Origin of the sequence: Sporosarcina sp. ACRSM (assembly GCF_022346545.1) — a bacterium.
GTDB lineage: Bacteria > Bacillota > Bacilli > Bacillales_A > Planococcaceae > Sporosarcina.
Genome location: NZ_JAKRNU010000006.1, coordinates 223,709 through 239,923, shown reverse-complemented (window position 1 = coordinate 239,923; position 16,215 = coordinate 223,709). Strand labels below are relative to the sequence as shown.

15 protein-coding genes are annotated in these 16,215 nt (G+C 42.9%); 7 read left to right on the top strand and 8 right to left on the bottom strand.

Annotation, left to right across the window (positions count from 1 at the left end; translation table 11 throughout):
* Window positions 1-6: 6 nt before the first annotated feature.
* On the bottom strand, window positions 7-1,335 hold the full coding sequence (locus tag MHZ95_RS11585) for a M28 family metallopeptidase (protein ID WP_239390789.1): 1,329 nt from the start codon (window positions 1,333-1,335) through the stop codon (window positions 7-9).
* A gap of 110 nt (window positions 1,336-1,445) precedes the next feature.
* Between MHZ95_RS11585 and MHZ95_RS11580 the strand changes: the two genes are divergently transcribed.
* The gene (locus MHZ95_RS11580) at window positions 1,446-1,679 is read left to right on the top strand and encodes a hypothetical protein (protein WP_239390788.1); all 234 of its coding nucleotides are present in this window, start codon (window positions 1,446-1,448) and stop codon (window positions 1,677-1,679) included.
* A gap of 351 nt (window positions 1,680-2,030) precedes the next feature.
* Complete coding sequence (locus tag MHZ95_RS11575) at window positions 2,031-2,930, top strand: Rpn family recombination-promoting nuclease/putative transposase (RefSeq protein ID WP_239390787.1); 900 nt, start codon at window positions 2,031-2,033, stop codon at window positions 2,928-2,930.
* Window positions 2,931-3,082: 152 nt separating this feature from the next.
* Here MHZ95_RS11575 and MHZ95_RS11570 read toward each other — a convergent pair whose 3' ends face one another.
* Window positions 3,083-3,757, bottom strand: coding sequence for a DNA alkylation repair protein (locus MHZ95_RS11570; RefSeq protein ID WP_239390786.1), 675 nt, complete (start codon window positions 3,755-3,757; stop codon window positions 3,083-3,085).
* Window positions 3,758-3,867: 110 nt separating this feature from the next.
* Here MHZ95_RS11570 and MHZ95_RS11565 point away from each other — a divergent pair, with 110 nt between their 5' ends.
* The 3 genes from MHZ95_RS11565 to MHZ95_RS11555 all read left to right on the top strand — a co-directional run bounded on the left by MHZ95_RS11565 (window position 3,868) and on the right by MHZ95_RS11555 (window position 7,445).
* A complete protein-coding gene (locus tag MHZ95_RS11565) occupies window positions 3,868-4,023 on the top strand; it encodes a hypothetical protein (RefSeq protein ID WP_239390785.1) in 156 nt (51 codons plus the stop codon).
* Between the two features lie 389 nt (window positions 4,024-4,412).
* The gene (gene iscB / locus MHZ95_RS11560; protein ID WP_239390784.1) at window positions 4,413-5,687 is read left to right on the top strand and encodes an RNA-guided endonuclease IscB; all 1,275 of its coding nucleotides are present in this window, start codon (window positions 4,413-4,415) and stop codon (window positions 5,685-5,687) included.
* A 216-nt stretch (window positions 5,688-5,903) separates the two neighbouring features.
* A complete protein-coding gene (locus MHZ95_RS11555; protein WP_239390783.1) occupies window positions 5,904-7,445 on the top strand; it encodes a sensor domain-containing diguanylate cyclase in 1,542 nt (513 codons plus the stop codon).
* Between the two features lie 49 nt (window positions 7,446-7,494).
* Here MHZ95_RS11555 and MHZ95_RS11550 read toward each other — a convergent pair whose 3' ends face one another.
* Complete coding sequence (locus tag MHZ95_RS11550; RefSeq protein WP_239390782.1) at window positions 7,495-8,436, bottom strand: TRM11 family SAM-dependent methyltransferase; 942 nt, start codon at window positions 8,434-8,436, stop codon at window positions 7,495-7,497.
* A gap of 14 nt (window positions 8,437-8,450) precedes the next feature.
* On the bottom strand, window positions 8,451-8,909 hold the full coding sequence (locus tag MHZ95_RS11545; protein ID WP_239390781.1) for a hypothetical protein: 459 nt from the start codon (window positions 8,907-8,909) through the stop codon (window positions 8,451-8,453).
* Between the two features lie 174 nt (window positions 8,910-9,083).
* Between MHZ95_RS11545 and MHZ95_RS11540 the strand changes: the two genes are divergently transcribed.
* The gene (locus tag MHZ95_RS11540) at window positions 9,084-10,052 is read left to right on the top strand and encodes an LCP family protein (RefSeq protein ID WP_239390780.1); all 969 of its coding nucleotides are present in this window, start codon (window positions 9,084-9,086) and stop codon (window positions 10,050-10,052) included.
* A 41-nt stretch (window positions 10,053-10,093) separates the two neighbouring features.
* Here the strand turns inward: MHZ95_RS11540 and MHZ95_RS11535 are convergent, their stop codons facing one another.
* The 4 genes from MHZ95_RS11535 to MHZ95_RS11520 form a co-directional block, all read right to left on the bottom strand.
* On the bottom strand, window positions 10,094-10,993 hold the full coding sequence (locus MHZ95_RS11535; RefSeq protein ID WP_239390779.1) for a cation diffusion facilitator family transporter: 900 nt from the start codon (window positions 10,991-10,993) through the stop codon (window positions 10,094-10,096).
* A 469-nt stretch (window positions 10,994-11,462) separates the two neighbouring features.
* Window positions 11,463-13,052, bottom strand: coding sequence for a YndJ family protein (locus MHZ95_RS11530; protein ID WP_239390778.1), 1,590 nt, complete (start codon window positions 13,050-13,052; stop codon window positions 11,463-11,465).
* Window positions 13,039-13,653, bottom strand: coding sequence for a DUF4166 domain-containing protein (locus MHZ95_RS11525; RefSeq protein WP_239390777.1), 615 nt, complete (start codon window positions 13,651-13,653; stop codon window positions 13,039-13,041). The genes MHZ95_RS11530 and MHZ95_RS11525 overlap by 14 nt, the downstream gene beginning before the upstream one ends.
* An 8-nt stretch (window positions 13,654-13,661) precedes the next feature.
* Window positions 13,662-14,564 carry a DoxX-like family protein gene (locus tag MHZ95_RS11520; protein WP_239390776.1) on the bottom strand — a complete coding sequence of 301 codons (903 nt, stop codon included), beginning with the start codon at window positions 14,562-14,564 and terminating at the stop codon, window positions 13,662-13,664.
* A 202-nt stretch (window positions 14,565-14,766) separates the two neighbouring features.
* Here MHZ95_RS11520 and MHZ95_RS11515 point away from each other — a divergent pair, with 202 nt between their 5' ends.
* A complete protein-coding gene (locus MHZ95_RS11515) occupies window positions 14,767-16,215 on the top strand; it encodes a spore germination protein (protein WP_239390775.1) in 1,449 nt (482 codons plus the stop codon).

Genomic DNA, 16,215 nt, shown 5'->3' with positions numbered 1-16,215 from the left:
TAGAACTCAGTAGTCCGTATTGTGAGATGCAGTCAGCTCCAAAGCCGATTTTCCAACAATTTTTGCTACGTTCAGCAGTTTTTCCTTACTGATTTTATCAATGGTATCGTCAGGGGAATGATACCATTCTTCCAGAGGATAATAAATGAAAAGGGCGGCATCGATTCCTGCCTTCTGAAAAGGTGTATGGTCACTTCTGGCTCCGGTATCGATTGAAACTGAATGACCATGCAACTCTTCATACGCTTTACTGGCGGCTTTTGTGACAGTATTAGCCGTTCCATCAACGGTCTGAATCGCCAATTTTCCAGCATCCGAACTGCCGACCATATCGAGATTGAACATGGCGACCGAATGTTTGCTATCCTTTTTGGACAACGTGCTGACATAGTATTCGGATCCTAAAAGTCCGACCTCTTCCGCTCCAAAGAATAGAAAACGGATTTCCTTATGTGTCGGGACATCTCTCAATGCGCGTGCAAGCTCAAGGACGACTGCTGTTCCACTGGCATTATCACTCGCGCCAGGCGCTTGTTGGACGGAATCGTAATGGGCACCAATTGTAATGATCTCTTTGGATTTGGCTGTTTTGAAATCAGGTTGTTTCAAAGCGATCAAGTTTTGTGACTCGGCTTTGTCAATTCGCGAACCTTCAATAGTTACCGTCCCTTTGATGGGGACATCGGTTTTCATATGATCCAGCACTGCCCTCCCTTCGTTATACGATAAAGCAAGGGCGGGGATGAATGCATTATCATGCTTCCCAAGTGACCAGCGATTGATTGGATAGCCTTTTGGGAAATAGATGATGATAGCGGCGGCTCCCGCATGCCCCGCATTTCGTACGAGCTCATGAAAGGAAGTGCGCTCGGCAGCGACGATCGCGATCTTTCCAGCAACGTCAATGTCATTGTAGTCCGATTCCAATCCGAAGCCTGCTTCCACGATTTCTCCCGTCACCTGTCCGGAAACTGAAAACTGAAAGGCGGCAGGAGAAAGCGTCCCGTTAAATCCATCGACCATTAAGCGTAAAGAAGTAGGGGCTCGATATTTTTCAAATTCAAATGATTGGACATTAACGGTATAACCATAGCTCTCCAATTGATCGGCCAAAAAAGAAGCTGCCTGTTTTTCAGATTCTGTCCCGGTCAGGCGTGGTTCTTTCGTTAACTCTTCAATCGAAGTGAACATATTCTCCGCGTCTAGCTCTTCGAAAAATGCTGTTACGGAATGTTCCAGACGAGGCGTTTCTGACATAGGTTCTTGTGGAGAACATGCAGATAGTAGGGTGGAAAATAATAATAGAGCCATAAAAATCCAACGAAAGGAACTCACAATATCCTCCCTTCACAAATTATGGAAAGCATACCCATGAAGTTTAACTCACACTCTAAAAGGATATACGATAGGAAAAGGCTTTATTCGGAAAGGGGAGAACTTGTAGCATGTTCAATAAACCTGAAGACGCACGAATGACAAGGGAAGAAGCGGAAAAGTACGGCAGGGAAATCGACGCCAAAAATGCCCGATTAGAAAACGTTGAAATTGCGGAGGAAATTACTCTTTCCACAGATGCAATTACCCCTCGCATATCAGAAGCTGAAGTGAAAAGACGCGTAGGCGAACAAAATTATGAAAACATGAAAGATGACAGTACGGCAAATTCCATCAATAGCTAAAAAGAGAACAAACAGGGTCTGCACGCAAATCGATATAAAGCGTACAGGCTCTTTTTTAGTGAGAATGTGTAGGTAGGCTATGATCGATTGTAGAATGATCAAATATGGTGTTGCGCGCTCAAAGTGGCTACCGAGTGATCAAACAAAGTTCGACGCGCTCAAAGCCGCTGTCGAAGTGATCAAACCTAGAGAGTTGCGCTCGAAGCCTCCAACAAGTGATCAAACACATTTCAATTTTGTGTTTGCATTCTTTTGAGGACTACATACTTATAAATTGAAAAATCAGACATGAATCTTGATGGGAGCGAACGTTCGTTTTATAATTAGGGTAAAAGGAATGGGAGTGAACACATGGTTTCTCTGTTACGCGAAAACAATGAAGTGTATGAAGTTGACTTGTTGGATCTCCGGAATGATGTCGTTTTTAAAACATTTTTTGGTGACAGGCGTAATAACAAGCTGTTACTCGATTTCTTGAATGCAATCTTGGGTGGGACAATATTGTCGGTAGAACTGACGGATCCGAATCTTGAGTTAACCCATGCAAACGACAAATTGTCAGTGATGGACATCCGGGTAGTCACAGATCAAGGTAAACAGATTAACGTGGAAATCCAGTTAAGGGGACACCAAGCATTTCCGGAACGGATGCTAATGTATTGGGCCAAAATGTATGCCAGCCAGGATGAAGTCGGTAAGGATTATATACTTCTAAAAAAAGCTATTCAAATTGTAATTACCAATTTTAAAATGTTGTCCAAAAAGCATTTCCATAGTATGTTCCAGTTAATTGATCCGGAAGATGGAACTGTTTTTTCGGATCATTTAGAAATCCACGTTTTAGAACTTCCGAAATTCCGGAAATATCAATTGCATGACATGAATGCCCTTGAAAAATGGCTGTTGTTTTTGAAGAGCGATAAGCAAACAAAGGAGGAGTTGGCAATGGAAAGTCCGATCATGAAAGAAGCATTTGAGGAAATTCAGCGTCTAAGCCAGGATCCTAAAACACGTGCCCTAGCCATTTCAAGAGAAATTCAATTGAAAGATCAAATGCAACGGGAATATGAAGCAAGGATGGAGGGAATGGCAAAAGGGATAGAACAAGGAATAGCAGACATTGTTATCAGTATATATCGGAAACCAACGCCTGTGCCTGTTATCGCAGAACTTACTGGCATATCGCCCGAAAAGATAATGACTATCATCGAAAGTAATACGAATATTGCGGATGAAGGTCACCAATTATAAGGAACTCCAGGAAAAGCTTTGAAAGAATAGCGGATAGGAAAAAACTGCACCTCCCATAGGTTTGAAGGTGCAGTTTCCCAATTTCATAAAATTTCAAAAATCACACCAACAATAGTATTCCACTCATTTTCGTAGCTCTTTAAAAGTTATCTTCAGCCAAAATGCTTCAACGCTTCCCTCTTACTTAGCGGTTTCAAGGGATGTTCTTCCACAAATGCTTTCACAATCTCGGGGTTAGTTTTCGCATACTCCCTCAACGCCCAGCCAATCGCTTTTTGGATGAAGAATTCGGTTGAAGCTGAATGTTGTTGAATAATGTTGAATAGCAGGTCGGTATCTGTTTCGTGCTTAAATTTTAACTGATGAAGAATCGCGGAACGATTTGTCCACATATTGTCCGAGCGTGACCATTCCATCATCACTGATTTTCCAAATGCCCGATCCATTTTCACTAGTTGACCGACAAAGTGGGGAGCGATGGAATCGACGCTATCCCACCATGATTTCGTTTCGATGAATTGGCGTAATACAGGAAAGTCCTCCATCGTTAGTTGTTTTCTCATTTTCTCGATCAACGCAATTCCTGCATATTGATACTCCCGTTCCGGCAACTCATATAGTTTCCAAACTTCATCAAACAGCTGATCAGGTTCCGGCAACACATATTCCGCGAAAAGTTCTTTCAATAATTGCTTACGAAGAGGACTTTTAATCCCCAGGAAAGGAAAATGGTTCTTCATATAGGCTTCCATCGGTCCAGCCAGCTCCTCATTGCGGTTCGCTTCAAACATTTCAATAATTCCTTTATGATTCCATGTTTTTTTCAAAGGGCATCCCTCCATTAGTTTTGTTAAAAGTGTAGCATAATCAAGAGGTGAAAAATGAATCTTTCCACTCTTAGAAACGTAATAGAAATAAGGGGAAGGAGTGATTTAAAATGGATAATGGCTATTTCGTAGGATGGGGCACACTTGCGCTGATCAATGCAGGCCTCGCACAAGGTAAAAACCGCAGTGGACTGAATTGGTTTCTCCTTTCACTTTTATTAGGTCCAATCGCTACATTCTGTCTCGTACTTGCCGAAAAAAGATGATGGATGCCTACAGTTGTTCTAAAACAATAACAAAAGTACTCAGCATAAAACTGAGTATTTTTTATTATCCAGCTGTCAATTGTGAATGGATGTATTTAACATTAGCAAAATGAGAAAAGAATGCTACTCTGTCAACTACCCACCACTTAACGCTCTCCGAGTTGTTTGAAGTGGGGCCTTGAAAAAAGCCATTAGTTGTCTAGCCTAAGTTCTTTAGGAACTACGTTGGTTTGGTTATCACACCCTCGGATGATACCCTAGTCCTAGGCTCTGTGCAGGCGCTGTAATAGTTCTGAATGGGTAGGAACGGTCAACCTGATTTGGCAGTATAACTGCAAAGCCTTACCAACATTGGCGAAGGGTAACAAACTCTAAGGATGGAGCACGCCATGATCGTGTTCGTCATCAATAAGCACGGAGAACCATTGATGCCATGTAAGCCTAGAAAAGCACGGTTACTCCTGAAACAAAAGAAAGCGAAGATTATTTCGTATCAACCGTTTACGATTCAATTGTTCTATGGAAGTAGCGGTTATAAGCAAGAGATCAACGTTGGGATTGACTTAGGTGCGAAACATGTCGGAATGGCCATCACAAGCGAAGAAAAAGTGCTTGTCAAAGGTGAAATTGAATTACGCCAAGACGTAAAACAATTGCTCGATATAAGACGTACTTACAGGCGTTCAAGAAGGAATCGAAAGACCCGTTACCGCAAGCCACGGTTTCAAAACCGTACGCGATCAGAAGGATGGCTGCCCCCAAGTATTCAAAGTCGGATAGGGAATACATTTTTTTGGATTGATAAGTTTTGTTCACTTGTACCCAATCCTAAACTGACGATTGAAGTTGGTAAATTCAATCCACATAAAATGATCAATCCAGCCATTCAAGGTGTCGACTATCAGCAGGGACAAGCGTATGGCTATCATGATGTTCGGTATTTTGTTTTCGCAAGAGACCAGTACACATGCCAAGTATGTAAAAAGAAAAACAAGATCTTGAATACACATCATCTTGTCTATCGTTCACATGGAGGAACGGATCGTGCCGATAATCTGATAGCGGTTTGTACAGATTGTCATACCGATGAAAACCACCAAAAAGGTAAGGTTCTTTGGAATTGGATGATGGATGGGAAAAGATTGCCAAGCTACAAAGAAGGACCATTTATGAATATATTTCGTAGACGAGTCTTTGCGAAATATCCAGAAGCAAACATTTCCTATGGCTCTATCACGACACCTAAACGAAAAGAGTTAGGGTTAGAAAAGAGTCATGCGAATGATGCGATTGCGATTAGCGGCATTGCTTCCATAAAACAGAATGTGAACACGATGTTCAATATCAAACAGTTTCGCAAAAAAAAGCGTTCTCTACATGAAGCAACAGCAAGAAAAGGTCGGAAAACCAAAAACACAACAAGTAAGCGCAACGTCAAAAATGTGAAGAAACTCAAAGGATTTTATTTGAATGATAGAGTGCAATTGTTTGGACAAGTGGGCTACATTACAGGATTCACAGGAGCAAGTGGTGCTTATGTAAAGTCCATTGACGGCGACTACATCACGATTCCAACTAAAAACTATAAACAAGTTGGACTAAACGTATTGAAGCGTACTTGTCATAACAATAATTGGCAATACGAACAAAGGAGTCTTGGTTAACGCCAACCGAAATTCATCTCCCACTTATCGTTGGGCTACGCCCTGCGCACGCTTGAAGTGGGAGACTTTTTTTCGGAGTGCTGTTAAAGATAGAAATTAAATATAGGAATAGACGTCAGCAACTTTTGGTGATAGTTGTTATTATGGGAATATGATCACCACTTTTCCATTCAATCATCAATATAACATAATCATTCAATAAAAGAGGTAATTTATGTGATAAGGACATTACGATTCTGGATTATGCTTCTTCTGACCTTCACTATGATTGGCATCCTGGGCATCACATCAATCGCCGGCTATTTTGTGGAAAAAGAAAATGTTGTTAATAATACATTAAAGATGAACAATGTGTATTCCGCAAAATTGGCACAATTGACAGAAGAGGTCTTTGAGGGGATGCAAAGTCAGTTACAAGTGAAAGCCTTTGAAGTAAGTGCTGATATAGACGACGCTACGAAATTAACTGAAGAACTGGATGTGTTACTCAGCAGCAACAAAAATTTCAACTCACTCTCAGTTGTCAATAGAGATGGAGTGGTACTGGCCACCTCGCCTGAAGTGGGAATCGTGGGAAGTAAATTAGAGACGCCTGGACCGAAAGAAGCGCTCTATGAGAGAAAAAATCTCATTTCAGCCCCTTACCAAGCACAAACTGGCAGATTGCTCGTTTTGATTTCTACACCTTTATGGAATGATAAAAATGAGTATCTCGGTTTTTTAAGCGGAACGATTTATTTGCAAGAAGAGAATACGATTCGTGACATCCTTGGCGATCATTATGCGCCGGACGATTCGTATGTTTGGGTGGTCGATCGAAATGGGATGGTGATTTACCATCCTAATGCTGAGAAGATTGGTACACATGTCGCGGAAAATGATGTTGCACAGAAAATCATGAGACATGAAAGTGGGGCGCAAAATGTGCTCAATTCGGATGGTCAGGAATATCTTGCCGGCTATACTTTTATTAAAGCGAGCAAGTGGGGAGTCGTGTCACAAACGCCAATTGCAGTGAGCGTCAAATCGGCGGCAGATGTTGTTTCCCGAATGTTGTTGTATGCTTTGCCATTCGTAATTTTTTTCTTTTTCGTAACGATTCTCTTGACCAATGGATTAGCGTCTCCTCTGCGGAAGTTAGCCTTATATTCAGCTAGTCTACGAGAAGGACAGCATATGCAGACGGCCATTCCGACGTGGTATTTTGAAGCGAAGCAGTTGAACGAAACGATACGTGAATATGCGGAGTGGCAACAACAAACTGTAGATGAATATAAAGAACGTTCCTATACGGATGCCCTCACTGGGTTGAAAAATCGAAGATATCAAGAGGAGCTGATAGCGAAATGGATACACCACAAAAAGCCATTTTCCCTCATCATGATTGATATCGACCATTTTAAAAAAGTCAATGACACATATGGCCATCAGGTCGGGGACGAAGTATTAGTATTCCTCGCTGAAAAAATGCGTGAAGTTGTTCGAAGTGAAGACGTTTGTGTTCGACTAGGGGGAGAAGAATTCGTCATGCTGTTGGCTGAAACGGATCATATGGAAGCATTGAAAGTTGCGGAAAGGCTTCGTCGAAATGTAGCTGCAGTTGTCTGTCCCACGAATGATATCATTACAGTTTCATTAGGTGTGGGCTATTACCATAACCCGGAAGAAACGGTGGACCACTTATTTGAGAGAGTGGACAAAGCGTTATATCGAGCAAAAGCAGAAGGAAGAAATCGGGTCGTCTTGGCGGATGAGTAAGGAAAGCTGTATACAAAAAGACTTCGCGAATGGCAGCGAAGTCTTTTTTTTATTCACAAATAAGAATTTGACGGGAAAATGTCCCTTTTTTGGCAATGCAGCGATCGGTAATGCCAAAACCGGCGTCGGCTACCAAATGATCAATCGTGTCAATTGTCACGACGATGACTTTCTTCGCAAACCGGCGTGCTTCTTTTAAAATATCGAGCTGTCCTTCTGGCGTAATATGGGTAAATAAATTATAAGGCATATCGATGATCGCCACATCGTAATGGTCTACGACATCTGCAATGGGGCCAATCGTCACATTGCCTTCCAATCCGAAATAAGCGATATTTTTACGTGAACCTAATACGACGAGTGGATTGATATCACGACCGACAATGTCTATGCCCATCGATAATGCTTCTACTAACACCGTACCGATGCCGCAACAAGGATCAATGACTTGAATACCTTCGGGTTGTGGGGCCGCAATATTGGCAACAGCCCTTGCGACACGGGTACTGAGCGCCGTTGAATACATATGCGGTTTTTGCTGATGCTGAAACCAGATTGCTTCACTTTCGACATACTGTCCAAAATACCAAGTGTTACCGAGCAGAACAATGCCGAAAACGAGTTCCGGATTATCCAAATCCGGTTCACCTTGGATACGCAATCCGATTTCCCGCTCTATTTTCCGCCGTTCAGCATGGCCGATTTTTTTTGTTGTGTCCAACTCTGTCGTATTCAAACAGACAACGCGAAAAGTTTTGTCCTCTATTTCAAGTTGTCCTACCTGTTCCTGAAGTCCTTCCAGGCTTGTGTCTTCATACAGGATATCCAGCCGTTCTTTCATGAATGGACTGCGGCTCGGATTGATTTCAACTGTACTTTTCAATACATTGGAAGGTGCGTCAAAACCAAAAAAAGCACGCATTTCCAACTTGCATAGATCTTGTTCATCTTTATGACGTACATAGGTGTATATAAATTCCGGATCTCTCAAACAATTCCCATCCTTTACTGCGCTTCCTCCATCGCTTCAACCAATTTGAAGACGAAGCGATAAATCAAATCATAAACTTGTTTAAATGACAATTCTTCGGTGAATCCTTCCATGGCATCTAACGCAAAATTGACGTCCCATAACCCGTCTTCCCCTGAAAACAGTATACTGAATTTCGCAACCTTACCATGTAAATGATCGTCCATATAAGATTGAATCGCCGCTCCAAATTTCTTTTGCAGTTTCAATCCGAACAATGCGACATTCGTTTCAAATACTTCATCAAATTCCATGGCAATTGCATCGACCCGAATAGCGTCGAATGCACCAGATTCTACATAGATGAATTCATTTGGATGCCGCTTTAAATATGAAATTGAAGAGTCTAAGAAGCTTGGCTCCTCAGCTTGGATGACGTCTTCCGTTTCTTTGTCACAACGTTCAATGAGATGAAATTGAAGGTTTTTCTCCATAACAGTCGCTCCTTCGCGCATTTATCTATTCTAACAGTATAACCTACATTGACAAATTGTCGATGCACGACTAGACTTTTTAGAGAATCCTTTTTCCATTAGAATGAAGGGCTTATGATTACACATAGATGAACGACTAAATGATATCTAGCTGAACGATAGGTGGATGAAGTGATGAAAAGAAGTGAAAGAAGAAAAAAGAAACGGAGAGGCCTACGGTTCGTGCAATTCACCATCGTTTCTCTCCTTATCATAGGGGTTGCCTATTGGGTCATCCAATACAATCATGGTTTATCCATCGCGGGAAAAAACGCCATGAAAGATGAAGTATTTGATCCATTTGAAGGTGCGGAGCCAGTATTTGGTGAGATTAATGTGTTGCTGTTAGGTAGCGATGCAAGGGGAGACGAGAAGGCTCGAGCTGATACCTTGATGATTGCACATTACAATCAAACGACAAATGATGTACGACTCGTTTCTATTATGAGAGACATTTATGTGGATATTCCGGGGCATGGAAAACAGAAAATGAATGCTGCATTCGCAATAGGCGGACCAGAACTTGTTCGAAAGACGATTAAGGAAAACTTTGATATCGACGTTCATTATTATGCAATGGTGGACTTTGCCGGATTTTCCAAAATTGTAGATGTCATCGCACCCGATGGGATAGAAGTAGATATACCTTATACGATGTCTCATGGAATCTACATGACACTCCATCCGGGAAAACAAGCGTTAAACGGTGAACAATTATTGGGGTATGTCCGATTCCGTCATGATCGGCTAAGTGATTTTGGACGGGTTGAGCGGCAGCAGGAAGTAATGACGAAATTGAAAGATCAAGCGATCAGTTTCCATACATTCGTGAACTTGCCCAAACTGCTCGGTGTCGTAGAGCCTTATATTGAAACCAATGTAGATAAGATGACGTTACTTTCGATCGGAAAAGGCATGTTGCTGAACAAAAATGCGACGATGGAAACGCTGAGGATCCCCGTAGCCAATTCTTACGTAGATAAGCGCGAAAGTGTCGGTGAAGTATTGAGCATCGATTTCGAAAAGAACAAGCAGGCGCTGAAAGAATTTCTATCGCCTACAGAAGAAGACAACAACTCTGAAACAGTAGAAAATCAACCATAAAAAAACGCGTAACGGGTTTTCGTTACGCGTTTTTTTTATAGTCAATCATCCTCATACCATGGATTTAAGTGAATAAGCACTTCATCCACATCACGATGCTGTTCCATGATCGTTTGCTTAATCTTTCGCGAAACATCATGTCCTTCCTGGATGGTCATTTCACCTGGAACACTCGCCCGTAGATCTACAAGAATATAATGACCATGTTCACGGGCCCGCAAGCGATCGATTCGTTTCACTTCAGGGATGGTCAGGATTAACAGCGCAAACTCATCCAACCGTTGTTGGTTTATATTTTTCTCCATCAGCACATCCAGTGCCTCTTTCCCGATATCGTAAGCAAGCTTCAACACCAACCCGGATACGATAATCCCAGCAAACGGATCCCCATATGCGAGGAAGTGGATGTCATATAAATCCCCAATCAGCGCAAGGCCGATCCCTAAAACAGCGGCAAGGGAAGCGTAGACATCTGCAAGGTGATCATAGGCCGTGGCGATGAGTCCTTTACTATTCGTCAGTTTTCCGAGTCTGATTGTATAGATGTACAATGCCTGTTTCCAGATAAGCGAGATGAAGGCGGTCAGTAAGGCCAGCAAGCTTGCTTTTGCCGGTTCTTCGAAAAAGGCCATTACGGCTTCGAAGGCGATATAAAGGGCAGCGATCCCTAAAATAAGCGCGACAATGGCGGAGCTAATGACTTCGGCTTTTCCATGGCCATATGGATGGTCATCATCAGCGGGACGTTTCGAAATGCGCATCGATGTCAGGGCAGCGCCTGTTGCGATGACATCTCCGGCATTATGGAAACCATCCGCCACGAGAACCGGACTTTTGAAAAGCACCCCTACAACGAGTTTCAGGATCGTTAACAGGATATTGCTGATTAAACTGATCCATACAGCCACGATTGAAGCACTTGCGTGACGATCTTTATTCATCTTCCATGACCCCCTATTTTATGTCTTTCCCCCGGGAAACAAAAATCCTTGACAGATTTCTGTCAAGGATTCAAACGTTCAAAATTATAGTGTTGGTTCAATATCGTTAGCATATCCATCACTCATTCAGTTTAGACGTCTCACTTGATTCAGCAGGATTCCCCCACTTCCATAAGTAGTGGGATGAATGTCAGAAAGCTTTTCAATCAGGGGGAGTTCAAACTCTCTGTAGCTGACGCTTCGCTTTCAGTACAAAAAAATTTGCTGATTCAAGTTAAGCCTCCGGCGGATGTCATAGATTTTGAAAGGAGTTAATTTTATTTAAGTGCCTTAATTTCTGCAAAAAGCTCAGAAATACGGCAAATCGAACCCTTCGCTGTTCGATTCGCAATTCAAAATCTGGACGCAATCACTCCGAGGCGTGATTGATTAAGTATAGCATTGGAAAGTTTCGTCAGCAAGTAACCATTCAATCCGCCCTGCGCTCGATCCAGTAGTCAATCGTCAAAAAGGACCATGCGAAAATCCACATCTGATGTTCTGCACGCAATGTCCCATCCGGATTTTCGTGGACAAGGAAGTTCTCCTCAATCGGTAGTTTAAACAACTGGTTTTCCCGGAAAGTTAGGTAGATGCCTGCATCCGAATTAGCTACACCCGTTGTCCGGCTCGTTAACTGTAATTGATCGCCAATCTGATTCAACTCCAAAATGCCGGTCATCGTAGCCAAAGGCAATGGGAGGGCAATGTTCATATAGGTTCGCTGTGCTGTTTGATGCTGTGAGTAAAGTGCAACAAAGACCGTATCCTCCTCGATTTTCCGCACCCAAGCTCGCACATGATCACGCCCGTCCACATCATCTTGAAGGGCAAGGATGTTGCCGGTCATTTCCACTTTGTCGTCATGAAACGGCAGATTGATCTGCTGCGTTTTTTGGCTAGCCAATGTATACAGGAAAGCGAACGGTTTAAACCAGTTCTGCCATTTCACACGGGCAACGAGCCGATAATCCTTCGTGTTTTCATAAAAATCGATGATACGCGGAGGTAAAGAGGAATGACCATATACTTGCATATCATCTACAAGTCCCCGATGTTCATTGTTCACAATTTGATTCAAAACCTGCTCACCAACTACCCATTTCCCACGTATAGTGCTAATCGGGAAGTGTGGCATTTCATAGGTTGGTGTCGGGATGGCTAATGACCAGCCGAGGATTCCAAGTAAGGCAAAAAGTACACAGTTTAACAGTCCATGGAAACGGAGCATAAAATCAATGTTGACCGATGTCAGCCCAAAGCCGTTTCCAAGTGCATACAATAAGGAAAAGATGATGGTCACCCCAAGCGCACTAAAGGAAATGCGGACGAGCCATTGTTGAAGCTTGTGAGCGAAAGGCGCCTTCCAAGCCATGCCGATTAATCCGCCGATCCCGATAATATAGAGCAGGACAGAAAGCAATTCAAGCCATTTGGAAAACGTAATGCCGATTGCCACGACCATTGGTGCCACAATGAGGATCAAACAAATCAAGGAATACTTGGCAGGCTTATAAATCCTTCCCAATAACCCGATGAATAGGGGGAGCAAAAATGACGAGTAATGGAAATGGATGGCTGTCAACCAAGTAATGAGCGGACTAAAACCTGTATCGATGCCCACTACATAGGCAAAAAACCAAGCGCCTCCCAAAGAAAGGTAAATCAGCCCTATATCAATTGCAAACTCTTCCATATGGGTGAATCCCCGGTTGAAAAAACGTGATAACCCGTACAGCGCCACAACAACTGTAAACGATAAATAAACAGTAGCCAATAGGATTTCCCATTTGGCCGAAGCAGTGAGCTGCAGCAATACAACTGCCATATACGCAGGAATGAAAATAAAAGGAAAGCATTTTGTAAACCAATCATCCTTTTTGACAATCAGTCGCAAGGCGATCGGAACATAGACAAGTTGGGCTACCGTCAGCATTAGGGAAGGCCATGGATTGACACTGAAATAAGCTACACCTAAAAACAGGACGACATAGAGTATGAGGAAATTACGATTCAGCATCAGCAGCAAACGTCCCTTCATAAGCAAAAACCGTGCCGATCAGAGGATTCCGTACGGTGACATAGATTTGATAAAGTCTTCGTACGTCATCATATTTCTCCTGGACCGTTGCCAAGCCTTGAAATAGTCGCGGCAATGGAATTTCAAGTTTCCCGAGTACAAGGCGTTGTTCTAATGATTCAATTGTCAAAAATCCGTCAGCATCCACATGGAAGGCCAAATCCGAGTAAACTAAATGCGGTTCTCCAAGATAATCCTGGATGATTTGTCGCTCGGCATTCAAGCTCATCAGTGCATTGAAATAGCGTCTTTTCTGTCCAAAATGAAAAATCCGTTCCCAATGTACTTGGCTTTCTCCACGATTCCCGACAAACGCGCGGTTTTGAATGGTGAAGGGAATATTCTTTCCATGCTCGGGAAACAGCAACTTCCAATAGATGCCAATCCGGAAGAGCGGATAAAGCCATTTCGGGCCACCGTGAATTTCTTTCATGATTCCTGATGCGCTAAAGACAGTCCCTTCCGGCAAGTCATACCTTTGTTGCAGCATCGGATGCAGCCGGTTGAAATCCTCGCCCATCACTTGTTTGTAAATCGACATCAGATCACCTACCTTTTCCGCTTACAGCTTGTCGCTGTCGGGACGTCTTTACTGATCAACAAACCGACGATCGAAAGTACAATAAGCGCAAGATTGAACGTCACCGGATTGAATGGATGAAGAACCGCCGTTGGAGCCGCAATCATCGCCGCAACGGTCAGAAGCGGGAATACAATGAGTTGCAGCATGAATAACTGCCGTTTCCGCCGGTAGAACAGCCAGCCGATTCCAAATAACAGTTCCGCAATCCCAAGTATCAGCACTGCAATTGGCATCTGATTTTCCGATAAAGACAAAGCGTTTCCAATCATCGCTTGTTCATCTGGATGCATGCCGATGATTTTTGGTACAAGTCCTTGATAGATCCATAAAAAGGCGAAAAACAAGGTCAATAGGTATGTACTAAAAAAGCGCATGTATTGCAAACGAGGGAGCTCCCCATGTTCCAGCCATCTCTTCAAAACGTCAAAGCTGAGCGCTGTTGCCCAACCGATTAGCGGGCGGAAAGTGAATTGATCAATCCATTTGCCGACCTTGCCAAAATTCACATCATAATCATATTGCGTCAAAAATTTCACATGATCTTCTTGTGGTACATAGTTCCAATAACCACGGCCTTCGCGGATGGGTGAAATCCGCTGATCCGTTCCAAAATGAAGGGAAGAGGAGCGGGTGCCATTTTCTCGGTGTATCGTTCCAACGCTCTTTCCCCAACCTTCCACTGTCAGAAAAGGTCCGACAGTCCGTGAATAGACGAATTCCTGTGGTTGTCCTTCTTCTTTCGGCAAATAGGTAATGGAAGAGAAGCGGAGATCCCATTGTTCGTGTAAACTTGGATCTTGTGAAGCCTCCCATATGTTGTCCATCTCTGTACGAATCGGCACTTCTACGTAGATCGGTTTCTGTTTCATTTTGTCACCTCAATTCTTACTTTCTATCAATGATCGAGCTTAAAAATGGCTATACTCTAGTATACAACGAAAATGATCGTAAACGGTCAGCTATTGGCAGTCTATAATCGAACAAGCCGGTTAACTGCCTTCGAGCGTATGAAATCCCATGCACTTGGTCAAACTTGCAGTAAAAATCGTTGTGAAAAGCGGGTGTATGTAGATGGGCATTGGGGGAGGAGACGAGGTAGGAAACGAAACACAAAACGTTTTGATTGACGAGGTTCAGCGGCAATTAGAAGGAATCGATGATGCAATCTACAAAAAGGTTATCGTTTCAGGTGAAATGGTGAGTATCCTTTATCTTAGTTCACTTGTAGATCATCTTAGATTCCATGAAACGGTCATCATTCCTTTGTTTAATGGTCATGAGGACTTGACTCAAGTTTGGGAAGAAGCGAGGCCGGCCAATCTCCACACCTTTCTTACGTTAATAACTGCAGGATACACCATCCTCTTTTTTCACGAGCGGAATCACTATTTAAAAGTAAATACATATAGTCCACCGACGGGAGCAATTGAAGAATCCGATACTGAATCTACGATTGCGGGCCCAAGAAATTCCTTTACCGAAGCGATGCAAACGAACATCTCCCTCATTAAAAGACGTATTCATAACAGTGGGTTAAAAAGTGATGAATACAGAATCGGTTCGGAAACGAATACGAAAGCAACCGTCCTTTATATGGAGCATCTCGTGAACAAGAACAATCTAGAAAAAATAGTGCAACGACTCCATTCGATTCGGACAACTGGCATTAATGATATTAATGAACTCAGTCAGTTAATGGAAGAGAGCCAATTCTCCCCATTCCCTCAATTTCATAATACAGAAAGACCCGACAGTGTTGTGACTTCGCTTTTGGACGGGCGTATCATCATTTTGTTGGACAATAGTCAAACGGCACTCATTTGTCCAAGTTCGTTTTTTGAATTTTTTACATCCCCGGAAGACCAGTATAGTCGTTGGCCGACGGCGACGCTTCTGCGGTGTATCCGGTTTTTTGGTTTCTTTTTAACAATCATGCTTACCCCTTTCTATATTTCGGCGCTTTCCCACCATCCCGAAATGTTGCCTTTCGAAGTATTGATCAACTTGCAGGAATCGAGGAGCAGAGTCCCTTTTCCACCGGTGATTGAAGTGCTTTTCATGGAAATCGTCATTGAAGTGTTAAGGGAAGCGGGATCACGGATGCCTACGAAAATTGGTCAAACGATCGGGATTGTGGGCGGTATTGTCATTGGGACAGCTGCCGTTGAAGCAGGACTGGTCAGCAATACATTGATTGTGCTCGTTGCGATTTCTGCATTGCTTTCATTTTTACCACCAAGTTTTGTTATGAGTAACACGAGTCGTATCATCCGGTACATCTTTATTTTATCGGCAGGCTTGTTCGGTTTATATGGTCAAATGATTGCTTTTGCTTGGCTCATATATCATCTGATTTCATTGAAGTCAATTGGAACGCCATATATGGCACCGGTCATTCCAAGGAAATGGACCGATTTGTTGGATGGGATTTTTCGAGCTCCCCTTACCCTTAGTCAGCACCGAAAAGGTATTTCAGGTGAAGTGGAAAATAGGACACTTCCTACGGATGGAGAGGAGTAA